17 protein-coding genes are annotated in these 20,803 nt (G+C 62.0%); 8 read left to right on the forward strand and 9 right to left on the reverse strand.

What is annotated here, in order from left to right; genetic code table 11:
* Positions 1–24: 24 nt before the first annotated feature.
* A complete protein-coding gene (locus ACUYMZ_RS10445; RefSeq protein ID WP_481603174.1) occupies positions 25–840 on the reverse strand; it encodes a cyclase family protein in 816 nt (271 codons plus the stop codon).
* A 336-nt stretch (positions 841–1,176) separates the two neighbouring features.
* Between ACUYMZ_RS10445 and ACUYMZ_RS10450 the strand changes: the two genes are divergently transcribed.
* From ACUYMZ_RS10450 to ACUYMZ_RS10475, 6 genes are all read left to right on the forward strand, one after another.
* On the forward strand, positions 1,177–2,511 hold the full coding sequence (locus ACUYMZ_RS10450; protein ID WP_481603176.1) for an MFS transporter: 1,335 nt from the start codon (positions 1,177–1,179) through the stop codon (positions 2,509–2,511).
* A 43-nt stretch (positions 2,512–2,554) separates the two neighbouring features.
* Entirely contained in the window at positions 2,555–3,694 is a 1,140-nt protein-coding gene (locus tag ACUYMZ_RS10455) for a thiolase family protein (protein ID WP_481603178.1), read from the forward strand.
* Positions 3,691–4,008: a Zn-ribbon domain-containing OB-fold protein gene (locus ACUYMZ_RS10460; RefSeq protein WP_426007431.1), complete on the forward strand. Its 318-nt coding sequence runs from the start codon at positions 3,691–3,693 to the stop codon at positions 4,006–4,008. Before ACUYMZ_RS10455 ends, ACUYMZ_RS10460 begins: the two co-directional genes overlap by 4 nt.
* A complete protein-coding gene (locus tag ACUYMZ_RS10465) occupies positions 4,005–5,603 on the forward strand; it encodes an ATP-dependent acyl-CoA ligase (RefSeq protein ID WP_481603180.1) in 1,599 nt (532 codons plus the stop codon). Before ACUYMZ_RS10460 ends, ACUYMZ_RS10465 begins: the two co-directional genes overlap by 4 nt.
* Positions 5,604–5,612: 9 nt before the next feature.
* A complete protein-coding gene (locus ACUYMZ_RS10470) occupies positions 5,613–6,575 on the forward strand; it encodes a LysR family transcriptional regulator (RefSeq protein WP_481603183.1) in 963 nt (320 codons plus the stop codon).
* Between the two features lie 112 nt (positions 6,576–6,687).
* Positions 6,688–8,403 (forward strand): thiamine pyrophosphate-binding protein, encoded by a 1,716-nt coding sequence (locus ACUYMZ_RS10475; RefSeq protein WP_481603185.1) that lies wholly within the window; start codon positions 6,688–6,690, stop codon positions 8,401–8,403.
* 371 nt (positions 8,404–8,774) lie between these two features.
* Here the strand turns inward: ACUYMZ_RS10475 and ACUYMZ_RS10480 are convergent, their stop codons facing one another.
* Positions 8,775–10,949, reverse strand: coding sequence for an amylo-alpha-1,6-glucosidase (locus ACUYMZ_RS10480; RefSeq protein WP_481603187.1), 2,175 nt, complete (start codon positions 10,947–10,949; stop codon positions 8,775–8,777).
* A 446-nt stretch (positions 10,950–11,395) separates the two neighbouring features.
* Between ACUYMZ_RS10480 and ACUYMZ_RS10485 the strand changes: the two genes are divergently transcribed.
* The gene (locus tag ACUYMZ_RS10485; protein WP_426007439.1) at positions 11,396–11,749 is read left to right on the forward strand and encodes a cupin domain-containing protein; all 354 of its coding nucleotides are present in this window, start codon (positions 11,396–11,398) and stop codon (positions 11,747–11,749) included.
* A gap of 98 nt (positions 11,750–11,847) precedes the next feature.
* On the opposite strand, the gene ACUYMZ_RS10490 is transcribed toward ACUYMZ_RS10485, so the two are convergent.
* Together ACUYMZ_RS10490 and ACUYMZ_RS10495 are read right to left on the reverse strand one after the other, a co-directional pair.
* Positions 11,848–13,209 carry an aspartate aminotransferase family protein gene (locus tag ACUYMZ_RS10490; protein ID WP_481603189.1) on the reverse strand — a complete coding sequence of 454 codons (1,362 nt, stop codon included), beginning with the start codon at positions 13,207–13,209 and terminating at the stop codon, positions 11,848–11,850.
* Between the two features lie 32 nt (positions 13,210–13,241).
* Positions 13,242–14,234 (reverse strand): phosphotransferase, encoded by a 993-nt coding sequence (locus ACUYMZ_RS10495; protein WP_481603191.1) that lies wholly within the window; start codon positions 14,232–14,234, stop codon positions 13,242–13,244.
* Positions 14,235–14,545: 311 nt separating this feature from the next.
* Here ACUYMZ_RS10495 and ACUYMZ_RS10500 point away from each other — a divergent pair, with 311 nt between their 5' ends.
* Complete coding sequence (locus tag ACUYMZ_RS10500; protein ID WP_426007442.1) at positions 14,546–15,220, forward strand: haloacid dehalogenase type II; 675 nt, start codon at positions 14,546–14,548, stop codon at positions 15,218–15,220.
* Positions 15,221–15,300: 80 nt separating this feature from the next.
* Here the strand turns inward: ACUYMZ_RS10500 and ACUYMZ_RS10505 are convergent, their stop codons facing one another.
* The 5 genes from ACUYMZ_RS10505 to ACUYMZ_RS10525 all read right to left on the reverse strand — a co-directional run bounded on the left by ACUYMZ_RS10505 (position 15,301) and on the right by ACUYMZ_RS10525 (position 20,761).
* On the reverse strand, positions 15,301–15,975 hold the full coding sequence (locus ACUYMZ_RS10505; RefSeq protein WP_426007443.1) for a GntR family transcriptional regulator: 675 nt from the start codon (positions 15,973–15,975) through the stop codon (positions 15,301–15,303).
* Positions 15,976–16,037: 62 nt separating this feature from the next.
* Entirely contained in the window at positions 16,038–16,964 is a 927-nt protein-coding gene (locus ACUYMZ_RS10510) for an ABC transporter substrate-binding protein (RefSeq protein ID WP_426007444.1), read from the reverse strand.
* 332 nt (positions 16,965–17,296) lie between these two features.
* Positions 17,297–17,989 carry a GntR family transcriptional regulator gene (locus tag ACUYMZ_RS10515; RefSeq protein WP_426007445.1) on the reverse strand — a complete coding sequence of 231 codons (693 nt, stop codon included), beginning with the start codon at positions 17,987–17,989 and terminating at the stop codon, positions 17,297–17,299.
* 38 nt (positions 17,990–18,027) lie between these two features.
* Positions 18,028–19,482 (reverse strand): NAD-dependent succinate-semialdehyde dehydrogenase, encoded by a 1,455-nt coding sequence (locus ACUYMZ_RS10520; RefSeq protein WP_481603194.1) that lies wholly within the window; start codon positions 19,480–19,482, stop codon positions 18,028–18,030.
* 25 nt (positions 19,483–19,507) lie between these two features.
* Positions 19,508–20,761: an aspartate aminotransferase family protein gene (locus tag ACUYMZ_RS10525; RefSeq protein ID WP_481603196.1), complete on the reverse strand. Its 1,254-nt coding sequence runs from the start codon at positions 20,759–20,761 to the stop codon at positions 19,508–19,510.
* Positions 20,762–20,803: the final 42 nt, after the last annotated feature.

Below are 20,803 nucleotides of genomic sequence, written 5' to 3' on the forward strand. Positions count from 1 at the left end.
CCCCTTCCGTTGGTGGGACCCATGCTACTGGGCGGGAACGTCAAGCACTGCGAATACGCGGGCGGGACTTCCCGTGCCGCCGACAATCGGTAACGGTGCCACGATCAAAGCGGCGCCCACGGGCGGAAGCTTTCCCAGGTTCCGCAGGGACGTGATGCCGTACTTGTCGTTGCCCAGCAGGAAATGGTGGGCGGGAAACGGGGGCTGCTGTCCCGCAGCGATGCCGGCGTCAATGCCCACGGTCTCCACCCCGATTCCGGAAAGGCCGCTCTCTTCAGCAATCCATCGGGCACATTCCCCGGTCAGCCCGGGGGAGTGGGGCAGTCCTTGGGCGTCGTTGTTCAGGAATTCCTGCCGCGTGCCCGAGCGGTGTTCCCACCCGCTGCGGATCAGGAGCCAGCCCCCATGGGGCAGTGCGCCGTGTTCGGCTTCCCAGGCGTGAAGGTGATTGATGTCCACCAGGAAATCGCTGTCGTCCCCGGCTTCAGCAGTGATGTCCAATACCGCGGCAGGACCCACCAGCCGGGTCGGTTCGATCCTGGACACATCTTTGCCTTCCCGTCCTGTTGCCCAGTGGATGGGTGCATCCAAGTGCGTACCGATGTGCTCACCGGTATGGATGTTGTGGTGCTTCCAATACGGGCCCGGCTCGTTGTAGGCGGACACTTCCTCCAGGGAGAAGTCAATGAGGTTGGCAAAAGGGGAGGGCAGTTCCAGGGTCGGGGTATCTGCGGACAGAGGGGTCGTGAGGTCGATGACCGAGATGCGGCCCGCGCCGAGGTCATCGATAAACCGGGCCGCGGCGCCCGTAGCTGTGGTGCTGGCATTGCTGGATTTCATGGAAGTTCCTCCAAATAGGTGGTGCAGTGGGTGGCCCGGTTGGTGCCCGGAGAAACTGCGCCGAAACCAATGGACGCGACGTTAGCACTGCGCCGCACGCTCTGGAACGGTCTCCGCCGAAGAAGTGACAGCCTTACCGGAACCTGCATAGGCCCTGCCGGTATAGGCATTCGACGGCGTTGGACCAGGCGGGGGAGACTGAAGGAACAAGACGTAATCCGCATCACAGCGGGCGGCCAACCGTGAAATGCACCGTCGCTTTTTACAGCAGTCCGGTCCGCGGCCACAGGTCCTTCCCGGGACCCCTTTCAGTTTTCAGCCATCAAGGAGCAGACAATGTCCGATCTTCACGTCCCTCCCCAGGGATTGCGCCCCAGGGTCCACCGCTACGTTGTTGCCTCCCTGGTGGGGAACGCACTCGAGTGGTACGACTTTTTCCTGTATGCCACGGCGTCGGCCGTGGTGTTCGGGCGGCTGTTCTTCCCGGCGGACACCGACCCGCTGGTGGGCACCATGGCAGCGTTCGCCGGCTTCGCCGTGGGGTTTGCCGCCCGGCCACTGGGTGGCGTCATCTTTGGCCATATAGGTGACCGGCTCGGACGCAGGCGTTCCCTTGTCCTGACCTTGTCGATCATGGGCGTCAGCACCGCGCTCATGGGTTTGCTTCCCACGTACGCCCAGGTAGGGCTGCTCGCTCCGGCGCTCCTGATCCTCCTGCGGATCATGCAGGGCATAGCAGCGGGCGGTGAATGGGGCGGTGGTGTCCTGTTGATCAGCGAGAATTCCAACGACTCACGGCGCGGCATGCTCTCGGCCTTCAGCCAAGGCGGGATCTCTTTGGGGTTCGTCCTGTCCTCCCTGGCCTTCTTCCTGGTCCAACTGATGCCGGAAGCGGAGTTCCTGGCGTGGGGCTGGCGCCTGCCGTTCCTGGTCAGTGTCCTGCTGCTTGGCGTTGGTGCGTACATCCGCTTCAAACTGCCGGAGTCCCAGGAGTTCAATGAAGCCCGCGAAAGCCATCCGCAGCACAAGCTGGCAGCCATCCAGGCCTTGCGTGCCCATCCCCGCGAGATCCTCATTGCCATGGGCCTACGCGTCGCCGAGAACGGCGGGTCCTACATTTTCCTGTCCTTCTCCATCGTCTACGGCGTTCATGTGGGAGTGGACAAGGGACTCCTGCTGCTGGCCGTTGCGGTGTCAATGCTGGCTTCCTTCGGAACGTACATTTTCTTCGGCTTCCTCTCCGACCTCATTGGACGCCGCGTCGTGTACGCCATGGGCGCCGTGGGAATGGGGCTGATGGCATTCCCGTTCTTCGCCATGATCGACGCCAACACTCCTGCTGTGGTGATCCTTGCCTTCCTCCTTGCCAACGGTGTCTGCCATGGCGCCATGATTGGTACCCAGCCGGCGTTCTTCCATGAACTGTTCTCCGCCGAAGTCCGCTACTCGGGGATGGCGATCGCGCATGAAGTCGCAGCCGTCTTCGCCGGCGGACTCGCGCCCCTGATCGCAACGGCGCTGTTGCTGAACTTCGGTTCGTCCGTCCCGGTTTCCCTGTATGTCATCGGGCTGGTGGCGGTAACCCTTGTTGCGGTCCTGGCCTGCGGGCCGCGGCGGGGAACCGTCGGCCGGAACCACAGTGACCGTACGACGCCCGAGCGCGTCTCCTAGAGGCAGCCGGCTTCGGCTTTCCATCCACTTTGAAAGGACCGATATGACGGTCTCCATCATCGGAACGGGTCAATCCACATATACCCGCCATCCGCAACCAGGGACGACGACGTCCCGGGTCATCGCAAACGCAGTCCGGGAAGCCCTGGCGGAAGCGGGCCTCACCCCGGCGGACGTTGACGGTTTTGGCGTTGCCAGCTTCACGCTCGGTCCTGATCACGCCGTCGATCTGGCGTGGAGGATGGGCCTCAGGCTGACCTGGCTGATGCAGGATACGAACGGCGGCGCGAGCGCCGGTGGACTGCTCCAGCACGCAGTGCGTGCGATCGAAGCAGGGGATGCCAGGGTCATTGTCCTCGCTGCCGGCGACCTCATGGACGGGCCGGCGTTCTCCAAACTGGTTGCCAACTACAACAGCGCGACGCGGGATCATTTGTCGCCGCTGCCCATGAGCGGTCCGAATGCCCTGTTCGCCATGCTCACCACACGGCAGATGGAGGCCCTGGGTCTCACCCGGGAAGACTATGGCCGCATCGCCGTGGCCCAGCGCGAGTGGGCCGGACTCAACCCGGGCGCCGTTTACAGGGGCGTCCTCTCCATGGACGACTACCTCAACGCACCGCTCGTCGCTGAGCCGCTGGGACGCTACGACTGTGTGCCGCCCGTGACGGGAGCCGACGCAGTGGTCCTCGTTGCCGATCCAGGTGGCGGCACGCCCCGCGCAAAAGTCATCTCTGCGCGCGCTTCCTACAACTCCGATCAACAAGCCGGTGACGGGCTGTCCACCGGACTTCGGGGCATTGCTGCCCCGGGCTGGGAAGAGTCGGGGATCGGGCCGGAGGACGTGGGCCTTGTCAGTGTCTACGACGATTACCCCGCGATGGTAGTCGCCCAATTGGCCGATCTCGGAGTGCTTCCTGCGGATGAAGACCCCTCCACTTTCATCAAGCGCCGCATCGCTACCCGCGAACTCCCGCTCAATACCTCCGGTGGCCAGCTCTCTGCCGGGCAGGCCGGAGCTTCAGGCGGGATGCACGGGCTCGTGGAGGCGGCAAGGCAACTCAGAGGCACCGCAGGCCGCCGTCAGGTCCAAGCACGCCACGCGGTGGTCAGCGGTTACGGCATGGTTCTCTACCGCCACGGCGCCTGCGCCACCATGTCCGTCCTGGAGCGTGCCCTATGAGCGCCGTGATCCAGGAATGCCTCAGTTGTGCCGCCCGCCTCTTCCCGAACCGGTTGTTCTGTCCCGAATGCGGGGGCGACAGCTTCTCCGACGTCGCAGTAGCCAAAGCAACGGTGGAGACAACCACCACACTGTCCAACGGCGTCGTGATTGCCACAGTAAGTCCCGACGGCGGCCCGCGGCTGATTGCCAGGCTCACCGGTTCCGGCGCATCACCTGGACAGACCGTGCCGCTCACCAACAGCAGTGATGCCACACCGGGCGTCCACGCGTATATTCCACCAACCATTGACGCTAACGAGGAACACCGATGACCTTCACCATGTCCACGCGGCGGCAACGTCCGCTGACCATCCCGGAGATGCTCCTGGAACGGGCCCGGAATGCCCCGGACGCCCCCCTTTTCCGATGCGGCGACGTGGCCCGCGACAGCCAGACGATGGTGCAGGCTGTCGCCGAAGCCGCCGGCATGCTGGTCGATGCGGGCATCGAGCGGGGGCAGGCGGTGGCGCTGATGTCCTCCAACAGGCCGGAACTCCTTGACCTGATCCTCGGATGCGCGTGGATCGGTGCCGTCGCCGTTCCGGTCAACACGGCAAGCCGAGGGGAACAGTTGCGGCACGTGCTGGAGAATTCGCAAGCCCGGTTGGTAGTGACGGAGTCCGGGTATCTGCCGCACCTGGCTGCCGTTGCTCCGGGAGCCTTGGAAGCGGCCTGGGTCATTGATGGCCCCGGCACCGATCGCGGGGCCTCCTTCAAGGTGCAACCCCTTCCCGCGCCGGGGAAGCCCGTGGAGCCGGTGGATGCCGCTCCAGCGGCTACCGCCGCCATTCTCTACACCTCTGGAACTACGGGGGTTTCCAAGGGTGTCCTGTGCCCGCAGGGGCAGTTCTATTGGTGGGCGGCCAACATGACTGACCAACTTGGTTTGCGCCCGGACGACGTCCTCTATACGTGCTTGCCGCTGTTCCACACCAACGCCCTGAATGCCTTCATGCAAGCCGTCGAATGTGGCGGGGAGTACGTCCTTGGTCCGCGCTTTTCAGCCTCCCGGTTCTGGACGGATGCAGCCTCCGCCGGGGCGACGGTCACCTATCTCCTGGGTGCCATGGTGGGAATTCTTGCAGGCAAGGAGCCCTCGCCCGGGGACCGTGGTCACAGGATCCGCTTGGCGCTGTCCCCGGCCACCCCCGCCCGGCTCGTGGAGCCCTTCAACACCAGGTTTGGTGTCCAGCTCCTGGATGGTTATGGGTCGACCGAGACAAACTCCGTCATTGGATCGACACCAGACCAGTGGCGTGCGGGGTACATGGGCAAGGTCCGCCCGGGTTTCACAATCCGGGTGGTCGACACGGACGGAGTTCCGGTTCCGCCTGGCGTGGCGGGGGAACTGCTTATAAGGAGCGACCAGCCCCATGCTGTAGCGACGGGCTATCATGCGATGCCCGACGCCACCACCAAGGCATGGCAGGACCTCTGGTTCCACAGCGGGGACCGGGTAGTGATCGACGATGACGGATGGGTGCGGTTCGTGGACCGGATCAAGGACGTCATCCGCCGCCGCGGCGAGAATATCTCTTCCATGGAAGTGGAGCACGTCCTGCGCCAACATCCAGCCGTTCAGGAAGCAGCCGTCTACGCCGTGGATTCGGAGTTGGGTGAAGATGAAGTGATGGCGGCCCTTATCCTGCGCTCGCCGCTGGATTTTGCCGAGCTGACCGAGTTTTGCCGTCCGCGTCTGGCGTCCTTTGCGATACCCCGCTTCGTGCGGGTAGTGCAGGAGCTTCCGCAAACAGAGAATGGCAAGGTACGCAAACACGTCCTCAAAGCAGCAGGTCGGGAAGCCGCCGACTGGGACCGCGACGCCGCCCTTCCGCGCCACAAGACCGCAGCAGGAGCCCGCACCTAGGATGAGTGGATGGACCTTCGGGGGCTGTTGACCACACACGTGAAGTTGCGCCATCTGGTGATCGTGCTTGCCATCGCCGAACACGGCAGCCTGGTGCGGGCCGCCGAAGAGCTGTTCCTCACCCAGCCGGCACTAAGCCGCGCACTCGGGGAAGCTGAGCGGGCTATTGGGGCTGCCTTGTTCGAGCGGACCGGGCGGCGGATGGTGCCGACGCCCGCCGGTCTGGCCTACCTTGACCACGCGCAAGCCGTGGTGGGCCACCTTGAGACGCTTCGCCGCAGGGTGGATGAACTCACCGATCCCAATGTCGGCCTGGTGCGGATAGGGGCACATGTCACCGGGGCGAACCTCCTGATTCCCCGGGCCATAGCCCGGTTCACCGTGGAAAGGCCGAAGGTGGAGGTCCGGTTGCGGGAAGCACCGCCCGAGACCCTCATCCAGGAAATCGGCAACGGGGACCTGGACCTGTTGGTGGGTCGTGTGACTGACCACCCCAGTACTTCGCGGCTGCGGCTTGTGCCCCTCTACCGGGAGGACTTCCGGGTGGTGGCTGCACCCTCCCATCCGGCGCATGCGCTGCAGGACCCTGCCTTGCAGGACCTGGTGGGCTACCCCTGGGTCCTGCCACTTGCCAATACGCCCTTGAGGGACGAGTTGGAGGAGAACTTCCGGAATGCCGGGCTCGATACTCCCTACCAGCGAGTGGAATCATCCACACCGGCCACCCTGCGGACGCTCGTGGCGGAAGCGGGTTTCCTCGCCCTGATGCCGGAGTCCATGGCCGCAGCCGAGGAGGGCCTGCGGATGCTGGACCTCCGGCTGCCAGGGCTGGCACAACAGGTAGGACTGATGTTCCATGCGGACCGGCCCATCGCCCTCAGTGCCCAACTGCTGGCCCAAAAGCTGCAGGAAGTAGGGGCTGAGATCAAGCAGGATCTTGTCGATTCCGGGCAAGGCCGCCCGCCGTCTTAATATCTCGATCCATTGACGATCGCAAAAAGAAGTCAATATCATTCAGCAACGGCACAGACGTACGGCGCCCGTGCGTCCCTGCCTTTCCCAGCCTGTTAGAAGGAGAAAACCCATGACCGTGACCACCAACAGGCTTACGGCCTCCGGCCAGCCGGCGGGGGACCTCTCCGCACTGGAGCCCCGCAACGTCAGTGAACTTGTGGGATTCACCCTCGCGCGCCTTGGCGTAGGACACGTTTTCGGGGTGGTCGGCAGTGGGAACTTCGCCGTGACCAATGCGCTCCGCAAAGCGGGCGTTCCCTATACCGCCGCCCGCCATGAGGGAGGAGCTGCCACCATGGCCGACGCCTTTGGCCGGATGTCGGGCACGGTAGGGGTTGTGTCCACACACCAGGGCTGTGGGCTGACCAATGCCATCACGGGAATCGGCGAAGCCGCCAAAAGCCGGACGCCCATGATCGTGGTGACAGCGGATACGGCCGCCGCCGCTGTTGGGTCAAACTTCAAGATTGACCAGGATGCGCTGGCCCGCAGCGTAGGGGCGGTGGCTGAACGAATCCATTCGTCCGCAAGTGCCGTCGCCGATACCGTGCGGGCGTACCGCAAGGCCGTCAACGAGCGCCGGACCGTGGTGCTTTCATTGCCCACCGACATCCAGGCCGCGCCGGTCGCCGGCAGTGCAGTTCCACCCGCGTCACTTGCCGGTTCCCAGAGGTTTGCTCCCGCGCCGACGGCAGTGGCAGCGTTGGCCGATCTCATCCGCAACGCCGAACGGCCGGTTTTTGTTGCAGGCCGCGGCGGCAGGGGCGCCGGAGCGGAGATTGCCGCCTTGGCCGGGACGGCGGGCGCCTTGGTGGCGACCTCCGCCGTCGCGCACGGGCTGTTCCAAGGTGATCCGTTCAGCCTCGGAATCTCCGGAGGCTTTTCGTCCCCCTTCACGGCCAAAACGATCTCCGAGGCAGATTTGATCGTCGGTTGGGGCTGCGCGCTGAACATGTGGACCATGCGCCATGGATCTTTGATCGGCACCGACGCCAAGGTGGTCCAGGTGGATGTGGAGGACGCAGCCCTGGGGGCCAACCGGCCGATCGACCTTGGGGTCCTCGGTGACAGTGCTGAAACCGCCAAAGCCGTTCAGGCGCTCCTGCAGGAATGGGGGCACGGGGCCACTGGACTCCGCACGCCAGGATTCGCAGCCGAGATCGCAAAGCATGCCCGCTGGAACAGTGAGCAAACTGAGGACCTTTCCACCGCCCAAGCCATCGATCCGAGGGTGCTGAGCCGCGAACTCGACCGCATTTTGCCCGCGGAACGTATTGTTTCCATCGACTCGGGAAACTTCATGGGGTACCCCAGCGCCTATCTTTCCGTTCCGGATGAGTTCGGTTTTTGCTTCACGCAGGCATTCCAGTCGATTGGCCTGGGCTTGTACACGGCCATCGGTGCCGCCAAAGCCAGGCCGGACCGGCTTCCGGTCCTTGGTGCCGGCGACGGTGGATTCCTTATGTCAATTGCTGAGCTCGAAACGCTGGTGCGTGAACGGATCCCGCTCGTCGCAATCGTGTACAACGATTCCAGCTACGGCGCGGAGGTGCACCACTTCGACGTCAGCGACGAGGAACTGGAGATCGTCCGCTTTCCCGCCACCGATATCGCCGCCATTGCACGGGGCTACGGAGCCGCTGCAGTGACGGTGAAGAATGTGGCAGACCTTGGAGCGGTGGAGGCCTGGTTGGCCGGATCGCGGGATGTGCCGCTGGTCATCGATGCGCGGATTGCCTCGGACGGCGGTTCCTGGTGGCTGGCTGAGGCGTTCAAGGGGCACTAGCGCCGTTTGCACGACGGCGGGTTCCCGGCCTGCGTGCCGGGAACCCGCCGTCGTGCTTCTTCTTTCCTTTCATGTCTATCGTCAATTGTTGACAATTGCTATGCTGAACTGACATCAGTAAGCAGGGCTCCCTGAGTCCGGAGAAGAAGGGTAAGTCATGAAGAAAAGGCCTGCGGCGGGGACGCATCTTGTACGTGCGGAGACCTCACGTACGGGGCATTATTGCCCCGTGTCGGGTTGGTGGTCGATAGCAGGGGATCCTTTGGGCACCCGGTTGATCGCCAAGGGCGAGGTAATGCCTGCCCGCGGCGGAGCGCCCGTTCTGTGGATTCTTCGCTCCGGTGCGCCCAGTGGAGGCACTGCTGGTGCCGTCATTTCCGCGCTCTAAGGATTCCGGCCGTCCCGTTGTTCATGCGACCTGCCTGCTCCACTAGCTCAGCCAGCCACGGGCGGTGTCCTTGGTGGAACATCATGCCTTCGGGCAGCCCCCGTACTTCGGGAACGGACTCGGTGATGTCGATCGTCATTCGTCCCCCGGCCAGAGGGGCGTTGGTGATGTGCAGATCGCCGAAGGAAGGTGGGAGGTGCGGATCCATCCAGAATCCGCCGCGCGAGACATGCGCGTCGTAGCGCATGAGACTGGTGATCAGTTGGATGGGGGTGGTTGCAGCCCAGGCCTGCGGCGAGCAGGCGGTCGGGTAGGGAACCGGTTCGCCGTACCTGTCCCGGCTGAAGCCGCAGAAAAGTTCAGGTAGGCGTCCGCCTGAATAGTCGGCTGCCTCAAACAGGGAAGTAGCGATGCGCTGTGCCTCGTCGATGAAGCCATATCGCATTAACCCTGCAGCGATGACGGCGTTGTCGTGGGGCCATACCGAGCCGTTGTGGTAGCTGGCGGGATTGTAGGCACCCATGTCCGTCGCCAGCGTCCGAACGCCCCAGCCGCTGAACATCTCGGGCGACATCAGCCGTTCGACGACTTTTGGTGCCTTGTCGTCGTCCACCAAACCCACCCAAAGGCAGTGGCCCATGTTGGATGCACATGCATCCACCTGACGCTTCTTGCCATCCAGTGCAATGGCGTAATAGCCGCGGTCGGGCATCCAGAACTGCTCGTTGAACCTGGCTTTCAGGTCAGCGGCGCGCCGGGCGAGGTCCGAAGCCAAAGGTGCGTCGCCGGCGTCGTACGCCATCCAGGCCCGCGCCATATACGCGTCGTAGACATAAGCCTGAACTTCACAAAGCGCGATGGGCGGTTCGGCCGGGGTTCCGTCCGCGAAGTTGATCCCGTCCCATGAATCCTTCCATCCCTGGTTGATCAACCCCTCCGGATTCAGGCGCTGGTACTCCACAAAACCGTCTCCGTCCCTGTCCCCGTAATCACGGATCCATTCGAGGGCCCGGTCGGCGTGCGGCAGGAGCTCGGCAATCGTCTCCTTGGCGAATCCCCAACGGCTGACAGATCCCAGCACCACGACGAACAATGGAGTTGCATCGACGCTCCCGTAATACGTGGACTTTCCGCCAAGCGCGAGGTTGCTGGAAACATCCAGTCTGACTTCATGGAGAATCTTCCCGGGTTCTTCCTCCGTCACGGGATCGACCCGGGTTCCTTGGCGGCCCGCCAATGTCTTGAGCGTGCCCAGTGCCAGGGAGGGGTCAACCGGCATCGCCATCTCCGAAGCCCACAATGAGTCCCTGCCGAAGAGGGTCATGAACCACGGCGCGCCGGCGGCCACCACCACCCGTTCCGGGTGGGCCGGGTCTTCAATGCGCAGGGCACCCAAATCGTCATAGCTGCGCCGAAGCGTCCGCTCGATGCCGTGGTTTCCCATGCGAAGGATGGGGATTCTCGCTACCCATTCCTGCCTGCGCCGGTCGCTGGGGGACAGACCGCCCTGGTCCGGGCGAGGTTCCCCGGGCCTGTTGCTGTCCTCCGGCCTTACCTCCAAGGTGGCGCTCCAACACCCTCTTGGCGGAATAGTCACGGTGGCGTGCAAGCCTTCGGGCGCCGCCGTGGCGGCGTCTGAGCTCACGACGACGGACTTCCGTACTTGCTGCCACTCGGCGCTGATGCTGAGTCCTGTTGCTTGAACATGCCGGCTCCCGGACCACTGCCTCTGAACGCGCGCTTCTTTGACTTCAAAGACATCAGCGAAGTCGGCGGAGGCCTCCACCATCACCCGGCATTCCACAGGCTCGGTCGAGTGGTTGTGCACCGTGATGTGCTCCGCGATACCAAAACCGAGCTCGCGGATGCGCTCCACCACGAGGGGACTGTCGGCGTATCCTTCTGCGCGGGTAACCCGGGCAGCGAACACCGCCCGGTGAGGCTCCGGGACCTGCGCTGTGAGCGGCTCAAGTCGCTGCCCATTGACGGTGAGACGCCATTCGGAGAGGACGCGGGTGTCCTGAAAGAAGAGGCCGTGCGGATGATCAGCCTGGATGTCGCCATTGGGCAAGGAGATGCAGAAAGACGTACCTTCCACCAAGGTGACGGTTCCCGGCCCAAGCGGTCCCGCTGCAGTGTCAGCGTTCCATCCCGCCATTGGTCTTACCTCCCGGGGAGTGCCGCAAACATCAGGGAGATGTCCGCGGTGGGGTGCGGTATCTCATCCAGACGCTACTCCTGCGCGGATCCCTCCGCTAGGGCCGGAAAGGACCTGGCGCGGGGGCCAGGTCAAGCTCAAAATCATCCTCAATGTGGAACAAGCGCCGATCCCCGAGCCCGTCCACAACCCAAATAGTGGATCCGTCCTCGGTGCGGTCATCCACAGTGCCTCGAAGATGAACAAAGCCGTGCATGCGGAGCAGTACGTTGTCGCCCGGTTCCAGCGAGGTCCAAAGCGCGGTTCGCCGGCTTCGGGCGCTGGGAGAATCGAAAAAAGCCATGCTCAAGGCTATCGTCAATTGTTGACAATTGCTAGGATGGGATAGTGCCTTTCCAACGACGGCGGGCACGGTTTATCAGGGCAAAGCGCCCGGAAGGAGCGGCATGGTCAAGGCCACCGTCATGAGCAACGCAAACACCGTCAACCCGGGAGAACACACTCCCAAGCCCACCTCGATTACGCCCGGACAGACCGAAGTCTCGCTGCGGCTTTGGGCTCGCGAAGGCCTCAAAACAGGAATCTGGGAGGCCACTCCAGGTGTATCAACCAGCACCCGGCCTGGCTATGACGAGATTTGCCAGATTCTGAGTGGCACGGCCACCATCACCGAGGAAGACGGCACGAGTTTCGACGTGGGTCCGGGGTCGCTGTTTGTGACGCCGGCTGGATGGACCGGTACTTGGACCATCCACGAGACTCTTCGCAAGATGTGGGTTGTGGCGGATCTTCCCGCCTGACTGCGCCAAACACAACGGCCCGGCTCCGCAAAGGAGCCGGGCCGTTGTGTCTGTATCCGTGGGTTCTGGCGCTGGAGGGGATCATCAGTGGCGGAGGCCTACCTCAAAGTCGTGAAAGCCTTCTCCATACCTTCCAGGAGCCGATCGGCGTCATTGCTGGAGAACGGCATCGGCGGGCGGAGTTTCAGGACGTTCCCCTGGGCGCCGCACGCGGAGATGAGGATCCGATCCCGTCGCAGGGAATTCACAATTTCCGTTGCTGCAGTCCCGTTGGGGGAGAGCGTTGACCGGTCGGTGACCAGATCAACTCCGATGAAGAGGCCGCTTCCGCGGACTTCCGCGACTTGTTCCACGTCCTGGGAGAATGCCTTTAGTTCAGAGACGATCTTGTTGCCGACCTCAAGGGCGTTCGGGAGGAGTGATTCCTCGCGAATGACGTCCAGGACTGCCTGAGCCGCGGCGATGGCTACTGAGTTTCCACCGAAAGTATTGAAGTAGCGGATGTTCTTGCCAAAGTCCACGAGGAGTTCGGGCTTGAAGATCGCAGCCGCTACCGGGATGCCGTTACCCATCGGCTTGCCGATGGTGACGATGTCCGGGATGATTCCGTGGCGTTGGAAGCCCCACCATTCCTCACCGGTGCGGCCAAAACCCGGCTGCACTTCGTCGGCGATGTACAACCCGCCCGCCGCGTGGATTTCCTCCACTATCGGACGGAGGAAGCCGGTCGGGCCGGCGTAAACGCCGTCCGAAGAGAAGATGCTGTCTGCGATGAAAGCTGCTACACCAATGCCATGCCGGTGGAGGTCCGCAATGGCACTGCGGACCTGCTCGCGCAGGTGATCCTCCAGGGAGACTGTGTCGGAGGAGTATCGCAGGGCGTCCGGCGCATCAATGACCCGGACGTTTGGGCCCAGGGGAACGCCGACACCCAACGATGGTGAAAATGACGACACCTCCGCGGTGAGCCCGTGGTACGCGCCGGCGGTGACGATGATGCCCTGGTTGCCGGTCACATATTTTGCCACCCGCATGGCCAAATCGTTGGCTTCGGATCCCGTGCAGGTGAACATGACATGGCCAAGTTCGGCAGGGAACGTAGAGAGGAGCTGTTCGGAGTACTCGAGGATGGGCTCCTGGATGTAGCGGGTATTGGTGTTCAAGGTCTGCATCTGCTGGTGCACGGCTTCGATGACACGGGGGTGGGAGTGGCCGACGGACGGGACGTTGTTGTAAACGTCGAGGTACTCATTGCCGTCCCTGTCGAACAAAGTCACGCCTTTTCCGCGCACGATCTCCAGTGGTTCGTCGTAGAAGAGCCGGTAGCCGGGACCCAGGCTGCGGTCGCGGCGTCGAATGTTCTTCTGCAACGGTTCGGGAAGTTCATTGAGCCGGGCGGGATCGAAGCCATTGACCATGGATTGCGATGGTTGACGAATGGCTTTTGCGGCGGTGCTCATGGTGTCTCCTTGAATGAACGTGGTGTTGGGGTTCAGGGCTTGGTGCTGAGTGTGGGCGCTGGGGCAGCGGCAGTGGAAAAGAGGCGGTCCCAGTCCGATTTTGAATGGGAGAGAAGGTACTCGCGTCGTTGGGGTAGCTGGTTCGCCCGCCACTGGGTGATCAGGGCACGCAGAAGGAGTCGTGCTTGGGCGGCGACAAGAAGGGCGTCCAATTCCCGCGTCGAAAGCGGGCGGACCCTGAGGAATCCGTTCAAGAGATGCAGCGCCTGATCCCACGGACTGTCAGCATCCGTCCCAAGAAGATTTGCCATGGTGACGCTGACATCAAAGATCACAGGGGTGCGCACAGCGTCCCCGAAGTCGATGATGCCCGTCACGTATCCGGGATGCAGCGGGTCGACGAGAACATTGAAGGGGCTGAAATCTCCGTGGATAACCTGCGTGGCGAAGCTGTCCAGGAATGGTACGACCCTTGTGTCGAATTGATTGAAAATTCGCTCGGCAAGGGCGCGTTTCGGTTCGTCCTCGACGTACTCAAGCAGGGGGCGCATCCTATGGAAATGCTTGAGGTCCCAGAGGAGCAGCCGGTCAGCACGGGGGTGGTCAAAGTCCTGGAGTGCGAAGCCCAGATCGGCAAGCCGCGAACCTAGCAAGTGCAATTGGCCAACAGTAGCGGCGTGGTTCGCCAGCAGGTCTCCGGGCATGAATCGCATTACCCTCAGTACGCGATCAAAGGAGCCATCGGTGGTCTCGAGGAGCACTTGCAGGCCCCCGTTGCAGTCGGGCACGATGCGCTGAACCGGAAGTTGCGGGGCGACCTTTTCCAAGTGCGCCATGCAGGCGGTCTGGAACTGGACTATGTCCGGGTTTTCGTCCGCCGATGACACCTTGATCAAGTAGGTGTCGTCGTCATCCTGAAAGCGAAAAGTTTCATCCTTCTCGGTGGGAATGCGTATCAGACTGCCCTTCAGCCCGTAGTGCCTGTGGAGCAAGTCCAGGACGATCGGCTCTGCGAGTTGGGGCATCGCTGTCAAGAGTCCGCTCTCGAATGCCACGGCATCAAAGAAGGCGGAGTCTGCGCTTGTTTCCATGTACTTGGCTCCTGAGACTTGGAGGACTGAGCAAGAAAAAGTGTCCTGCTGTTCAACAGTTTTACAAAGATTAGGCCAATTTCTGCCGATAGGTCAACTGTAGAACTGTTGACAGTTTGCAGTTCTGATCCCTAGTATCAAATCAACGGCGTGGGGGAACACGAACCACGTAGCCCTAACGCCTGCAGTTTCCTCGAGAGGCCCTGCGAGTCAGTAGCCCCCTCCCTATCAAGAACGGAAGTCTCATGGCAGACAGCAATTCCCGGCCTAAGTACATCTCTTTCGATATCTACGGCACACTCATCAACTGGGACACGGACAGCACCACACGCCGCCTTCTGGCCGGCCGCCTGCCCGAGGAGCAGTGGCCTGCGTTCAAGAAGGTGTTCCGTGGCTACCGGTTTGATGAAGTCCTTGGTGACTACAAGCCTTACGAGCAGATCCTGCAGGATTCCTTCGACAGGGTTTGCAGGTTTTTCGGCATCGGGCCCACCCCCGGTGCCGGTGCAGAGTTGGCCGATGCGGTTCGCGGCTTTGGTGCCCACGATGACGTGCCGGCACCGCTGAAGCTGATGGGCGACAACTACAAGCTGGTGGCTCTCTCCAACGCAGATGACAGCTTCCTGGACATCAGCATCCCCAAGCTCGGCGCCGAATTCCACGCAGTGCTGACCGCGGAGCAGGCACAGGCCTACAAGCCGCGCTACCAGGCCTTCGAGTACATGCTCGACACCCTGAATGCCAAGCCGGAGGACTTCCTCCACATCGCATCACACACGCGCTATGACATGCACCCCATGCATGACATGGGCTTCCGCAATCTTTGGGTGCTGGACCGTGGCTACGATCCCATTACCGGAGGTTACGACTACAACACCGTCAAGTCCCTGGATGAGGTCAACAAGCACCTCGGACTCTGATGGTGTCGGCCAGGTAATCCGTACCCTGCGAACCCAAAAATGCCCGGACGGGGGTGTTCCCCGTCCGGGCATTGTGCTGTCTAACTGGTGGAGTGCCGTTGGGCAACCACCTGACGTATGGATTCCCGGTACTGGATGATCGTGTCCGAGAGAACCTTCTCTGCCAGAATGGGGTTGCGGGAGTCCAGGGCGTCAACGATGTTCTGGTGTTCGGCTTCCAGGGAATCGGGATCCTCGTATTCGTGGTTTTCAACCGAGAGCACGAACATGAAGTACCTCAGCTCGGTCACCAGTTGCTGATAGAAGATGTTCAACTTTTGGCTGCCGAGAAGTCCCACGATCGCGCTGTGGACCGCAAGATCCTTCTCAACGATCTTGAAAGGGTCTTCCGTTTTCAACGCCCCGCGGAATTCTTCCATGGCCGCATGTACCTCATCCATCGATGTGGCTTCGGTAATACTCCGGGCTGCAGTGGTCTCGAGGTGGTACCTCGCGTTGTAGACGTCCATGATCTCGGCGTCAGTGGGATCCCACACGATTGAACCCAGGTTGGCGCGATGCCGAATGAGGCCGCCCGCTTGGACAATGCGGACGGCCTCGCGGACAGTATTTCTGGAAAGGCCCAGTTTCTCGGCGAGCAGACTCTCCCTCAAGCGTTCACCGGGCTTAAGCCCTCCGCTGAGAATCATCGCGGTGAGGCCGTCTGCGACCTGTTGCACCGTGGATGAGTGGACAATTTTTATCTGCTCGATCATTGCTACATCGTACAGTGGTTCTCAACTGTAGGACTGTAGACCATTCGAGAGGTTTTGTCGGATCAGCGAATTGCTGCCTCAGTGATGGCAGAGTCGCCGAGCCCCCAATACTCAAGGGATTCCTTGTATTGAGGCGACTCCAACATGGACTGTATGGCCCTCTGGAAGGCCGGCGTCAACGGTGAGCCCTTCTTCAACCCCATGGCGACGTTCGTGTCTGTGCGTGTGTCCATCCTGGGCTCAAGAACGACAAAGTGCTCGGGTTGCTGGACCTGTGCCCAAGCCAGCCCGCTGGCGTCATAGAAAACACCGTCAATGCGCTTGGAGTCGAGCTGGGTCAAGGCTTCCTGGACATTGGGCAGTGTGACTGGGTTGATGGCAGGTTTGCCCTTCTCTTCGCAAGTCCACTTGGAGACGTTGGGGAGGTGCTTGAGCTGCTGCGTGGAGCCCTTGGTTACGCCGATGCTCTTGCCGCAGAGGGCGCCGTTGCTCAGGTTCTGCGGGTTGCCTTTGGGTACAGCAATGGCCGACCCGCCTTTGAGGTAGTTGATCATGTCCAGGACTTTGAGGCGTTCCTCGGTGGCGGACATTGTGGTTGCCGTGAAGTCGTACCGACCACCATCAATGCCGGGGATGATGGTGTCGAAGGCTGTGTTTTCGAACCTCAGTTTCAGCCCCAGCTTCTTGGCTACCAAACGGGCCAGGTCGGGGTTCACGCCGATCGGGGTGCTGTTGTCTTCGGCAAGGAATGTCATCGGCGGGGAACTCAAATCCATGGCGACAGTGAGTTCACCTTTGTCCTTCATCGACTGGGGTAGTAGCGCCACGGCAGCTTCATCGGGCTGGACGCCTTCTGAGATGTCGCGGGTGTTCTGTGTTTTGGGGATGTCTGCGGCCTGGGAGCCGGTAGCCGTGCCGCCACAAGCGGTCAATGCGAGCAGGACAGCCAGTCCGGCAGCCGCCGTTTGGAATCCAGTGATGACCTTCATATTGCTTCCCTTCGTGGGACCAGGGGCGGTGCCGCCCGAGGTGGTTTCTCAAGGTGCTTCCCGTGCTGCGTGAGGTGGGTTTCTCAAGTGCGCCCCAAGCCGCGTCGTCGGGGCATGGGAGGTGAAGCCCGCTTTGGACAGCTGATTGTGATGCAGCTCTCGTCCTGATCAATTCAAGCGTGGAGGCTCATTATTGTCAACAGTTCTACAGTTCTAGAGTTGAACGCCAAGGACCTGACGAGAAAGGGCCCCTGTCCGGTCAATACCAGGCAGAGGCCCATTTCAAGGCTCAGTTTGGATGCTGACACCTCAGTGTTCCGCGGTGGGAGTTGTTAAGCGGTAATTTCCGTGATCTCGGGCTTTGAGGTGAGGTCCTCTACAGCTTTCTGCATGTGCCGTTTGATGGCCTTTTGCAGGCCCTGGCGATCCGCGGCCTCCAAATGGTCAAGTATCAGCTGGTGCTCCTGGACGAGCGCGTCTATCCGGGGGTAGGCAACCTCAAGGCTGAGGATGCACATCCGCGTCTCCGCTGCCAGGGTCTGATAGATCCTGATGAGCCGCGTGTTCCCCGTGCCGGAGACAAAGGCAGTGTGGAATTCCATGTCCAGCCGGGCCAGCGCCTGCCAGTCGGAAGCGGCAACCTGCTTTGCCATGTTCTTGATGATTCCTTTAAGCACACGGCAGGTGTCGGAAATTTTGTCTTGTCCCGAGTCCAGGAGCGTAGTGGCGGCAGCCAGCTCAACAGCTTCCCTCACCGCATAGATTTCGCGGATGTCGTCTTCGGAAAGTTCGGCAACGAACACCCCGCGGTTCCGTTTGCTGACCAGAATTCCTTCCTGGCACAACCGCTGCAAAGCCTCCCGAAGAGGGCCCCGGGAGGTGCTGAGCTGGCTGGCCAGCGCAGATTCATTGACCTGTTGTCCCGGGCTGAACGCTCCCTGGACTATGAGCTCCCTTAATTGATCGGCGATCAACTGTGCAGTAGGCCGGCCCTCCAATACGAACATCGTCTCCGGTGCCGCCATGACATCCCCTTATCTCTTACGTTGACACACTGAATTTACTAGACCGCTATGGCCGTGTACTTGTACTCCAGGAATTCATCGATGCCCACCTTTCCACCTTCGCGTCCGAGGCCGGACTGCTTGACTCCGCCGAAGGGTGCTGCAGGGTTGGAAACAAGGCCGGTGTTGATTCCCACCATGCCCACTTCCAGACCGGTGGAGAACTTCAAGGCTTTGTCCATGCTTTCGGTGAAGACGTAGCCCACCAGGCCCCATTCGGTGTCGTTGGCCTTCTGCAGGACTTCCTCTTCGCTGTCGAAAGCGGAGATCGCAGCAACGGGGCCGAAGATTTCGGTGCTCATCAACTCAGCGTTGGCAGGTACGTCCACCAAAACCGTGGGGGAGTAGAAGTAGCCTGGTCCCTCCGGGCGGGCGCCGCCGGTAAGTACGCGTGCGCCCTTGGATACTGCGTCATCGACGAGGCTTTGGACTTTGTCCAACCCCTTCTGTTCGATGAGCGGTCCCACGTCTGTGCCTTGCTGTGCCCCGTTTCCGACGCGAAGTTCAGAGATCTTCTTGGCAAACTTTTCACTGAACTCGGTCAGGACGGAGCGGTGGACGAAGAACCGGTTCGCGGCGGTGCACGCCTCGCCCATGTTCCGCATCTTGGCTTTCATGGCCCCGTCCACAGCCTTCTCGATGTCAGCATCGGCCAGGACAATGAAGGGTGCGTTTCCACCCAGTTCCATGGAGGACCGCATCACATTATCTGCCGCCTGCCGCAGCAGTACCTTACCCACTTCAGTGGAGCCCGTGAAGCTGATCTTCCGGGCAATTCCGCTGTCCGTCCACGTCCTGACCACAGCGGAAGCGGACGAGGTAGTGACCACGTTGAGTACGCCGTCGGGCAATCCGGCCTCCTTGAAGAGTTCCACCAGGGCCAGGGAAGTCAGGGGCGTCAGTTCTGCCGGTTTGAAGACCATGGTGCAGCCGGCCGCGACCGCCGGGGCGATCTTGCGGGCCCCCATCGCCAGCGGGAAGTTCCAGGGCGTGACCAGGACCGAAGGGCCAACGGGTTCTTTCGTGACCAGGATCCGGGTGTTGCCGTCCACCGAACCGGTAGCGTCGCCGCCGACGCGTACTGCTTCCTCGGAGAACCAGCGGAGCATGTCGGCGCCGTAGGCCACCTCGCCGCGGGCTTCGGCCAAGGGTTTGCCCATCTCGGCAGTCATGATCGCCGCAAGCCTTTCGGTGTTGGCGATGACCAGTTCGAACGCCCGGCGCAGGATGTCAGCACGCTCACGCGGGGTGGACCTGGCCCACTCTGCCTGGGCCCGTCCGGCCGCTTCGATAGCACGGGCGGCGTCTTCCGGGCCTCCGTCGGCAACGTGGGCAATGACCTCGTTGGTGGCTGGGTTCTCCACCGCAAACGTGGCGCCGGAGGCAGCCTTGTGCCAGGCCCCGTCAATGAACAGGTCTGTTCGCAAGCTGCTGGGATCAAAGGAGGGGTTCATGCTAATTCTTTCAGTGAGCAGGTGGTCAGGACGTGGCAGTTTTGATCGCCTGGGTAAACCTGGCGAGGCCGGTCTGGATTTCGTCAGCGGTGACATTGAGTGCCGGTATGACCCGGATGACGTTGCCGTGGGGACCGCAGGTAAGAAGCAGGAGCTCCTCGGCGACGGCCGCCTGCTGCACGGCAAGTGCAGTGGCTGCGTCGGGTGTATTGTCCGGGGCGGTGAACTCGATGCCCTGCATCAGGCCGCGCCCTCGGACGTTGCCGATGACGGCGAACTCGGTCTGCAGCTTGTCCAGCCCCGCCCGCAGCTCGTTGCCTCGGAGCAGGGCGTTGTCCACGAGGTTCTCGCGCCGAATGACGCCCAGGGTTGCCACCCCGGCTGCAGCTGCGACTGCGTTTCCTCCGTAGGTGCCACCCTGGGATCCAGGCCAGGCCTTGCCCATGAGTTCGGATGACGCGGCAATGGCCGAAATAGGGAAGCCGCTTGCCAGGCCCTTGGCCGTAATGACGACGTCGGGGCGAATTCCGGCCCAGTCATGTCCCCAGAACCTGCCGGTGCGGCCGACACCGGCCTGCACCTCGTCGATGATGAGCACAATGCCGTGGCGGTCGGCCCTTTCCCGGAGGCCCTGCAGGAAAGCCGGCGGTGTGGGGATGTAACCGCCGTCACCAAGCACAGGTTCAATGATGAACCCGGCCGTGTCGCTGGGGTTGCTGATGGTCATCAGCAGGTAGTCAAGTTCCTTCAGTGCGAATTCGACGGCGGTTGCCTCGTCCCAGCCGTGCCGGTACCAGTGGGGGAACGGGGCTATATGGACGCCGCTCATAAGGGGAGAGAACCCCGAGCGGAACTTGGTTCCGGCTGTGGTCAGCGATGCCGCAGCTACCGTCCGGCCGTGGAAGCCGCCCTGAAAGGAGATGATGTTCGGCCGGCCCGTGGCCATGCGCGCCAAGCGAATGGAGGCTTCCACGGCTTCGGAACCGGACGTGGCGTAGAACACGCTGTCCAGCCCTTCCGGCAGGACATCGCCAAGGAGTTCCGTGAGCTCCAAAAGGGGCTTGTGCATCACGGTGGTGTACTGGGCGTGCACAATTTTACCGACCTGTTCGCGGGCTGCGGCGACCACATCGGGGTGGCAGTGACCGGTGCTGGTGACACCAATTCCGGTGGTGAAATCGAGGTACTTCTTGCCATCAGTAGCGTGGATCCAGCTGCCCGCCGCATGGTCGACCACTACGGGTGTCGCCTGCTTCAGGATGGGGCTGAGAGTTGCCATGTCGTCATACTTTCTTAGTAACTGTAGATTGTCAACAATAGG

It is taken from the genome of Arthrobacter sp. T572, assembly GCF_056780115.1.

What these genes read in the sequence shown, in the direction of transcription:
- ACUYMZ_RS10445 (WP_481603174.1), bottom strand. Translation starts at nt 840, where the DNA reads ATGAAATCCAGCAATGCCAGCACCACAGCTACGGGCGCCGCGGCCCGG.
- ACUYMZ_RS10450 (WP_481603176.1), top strand. Translation starts at nt 1,177, where the DNA reads ATGTCCGATCTTCACGTCCCTCCCCAGGGATTGCGCCCCAGGGTCCAC.
- ACUYMZ_RS10455 (WP_481603178.1), top strand. Translation starts at nt 2,555, where the DNA reads ATGACGGTCTCCATCATCGGAACGGGTCAATCCACATATACCCGCCAT.
- ACUYMZ_RS10460 (WP_426007431.1), top strand. Translation starts at nt 3,691, where the DNA reads ATGAGCGCCGTGATCCAGGAATGCCTCAGTTGTGCCGCCCGCCTCTTC.
- ACUYMZ_RS10465 (WP_481603180.1), top strand. Translation starts at nt 4,005, where the DNA reads ATGACCTTCACCATGTCCACGCGGCGGCAACGTCCGCTGACCATCCCG.
- ACUYMZ_RS10470 (WP_481603183.1), top strand. Translation starts at nt 5,613, where the DNA reads ATGGACCTTCGGGGGCTGTTGACCACACACGTGAAGTTGCGCCATCTG.
- ACUYMZ_RS10475 (WP_481603185.1), top strand. Translation starts at nt 6,688, where the DNA reads ATGACCGTGACCACCAACAGGCTTACGGCCTCCGGCCAGCCGGCGGGG.
- ACUYMZ_RS10480 (WP_481603187.1), bottom strand. Translation starts at nt 10,949, where the DNA reads ATGGCGGGATGGAACGCTGACACTGCAGCGGGACCGCTTGGGCCGGGA.
- ACUYMZ_RS10485 (WP_426007439.1), top strand. Translation starts at nt 11,396, where the DNA reads ATGGTCAAGGCCACCGTCATGAGCAACGCAAACACCGTCAACCCGGGA.
- ACUYMZ_RS10490 (WP_481603189.1), bottom strand. Translation starts at nt 13,209, where the DNA reads ATGAGCACCGCCGCAAAAGCCATTCGTCAACCATCGCAATCCATGGTC.
- ACUYMZ_RS10495 (WP_481603191.1), bottom strand. Translation starts at nt 14,234, where the DNA reads ATGCCCCAACTCGCAGAGCCGATCGTCCTGGACTTGCTCCACAGGCAC.
- ACUYMZ_RS10500 (WP_426007442.1), top strand. Translation starts at nt 14,546, where the DNA reads ATGGCAGACAGCAATTCCCGGCCTAAGTACATCTCTTTCGATATCTAC.
- ACUYMZ_RS10505 (WP_426007443.1), bottom strand. Translation starts at nt 15,975, where the DNA reads ATGATCGAGCAGATAAAAATTGTCCACTCATCCACGGTGCAACAGGTC.
- ACUYMZ_RS10510 (WP_426007444.1), bottom strand. Translation starts at nt 16,964, where the DNA reads ATGAAGGTCATCACTGGATTCCAAACGGCGGCTGCCGGACTGGCTGTC.
- ACUYMZ_RS10515 (WP_426007445.1), bottom strand. Translation starts at nt 17,989, where the DNA reads ATGGCGGCACCGGAGACGATGTTCGTATTGGAGGGCCGGCCTACTGCA.
- ACUYMZ_RS10520 (WP_481603194.1), bottom strand. Translation starts at nt 19,482, where the DNA reads ATGAACCCCTCCTTTGATCCCAGCAGCTTGCGAACAGACCTGTTCATT.
- ACUYMZ_RS10525 (WP_481603196.1), bottom strand. Translation starts at nt 20,761, where the DNA reads ATGGCAACTCTCAGCCCCATCCTGAAGCAGGCGACACCCGTAGTGGTC.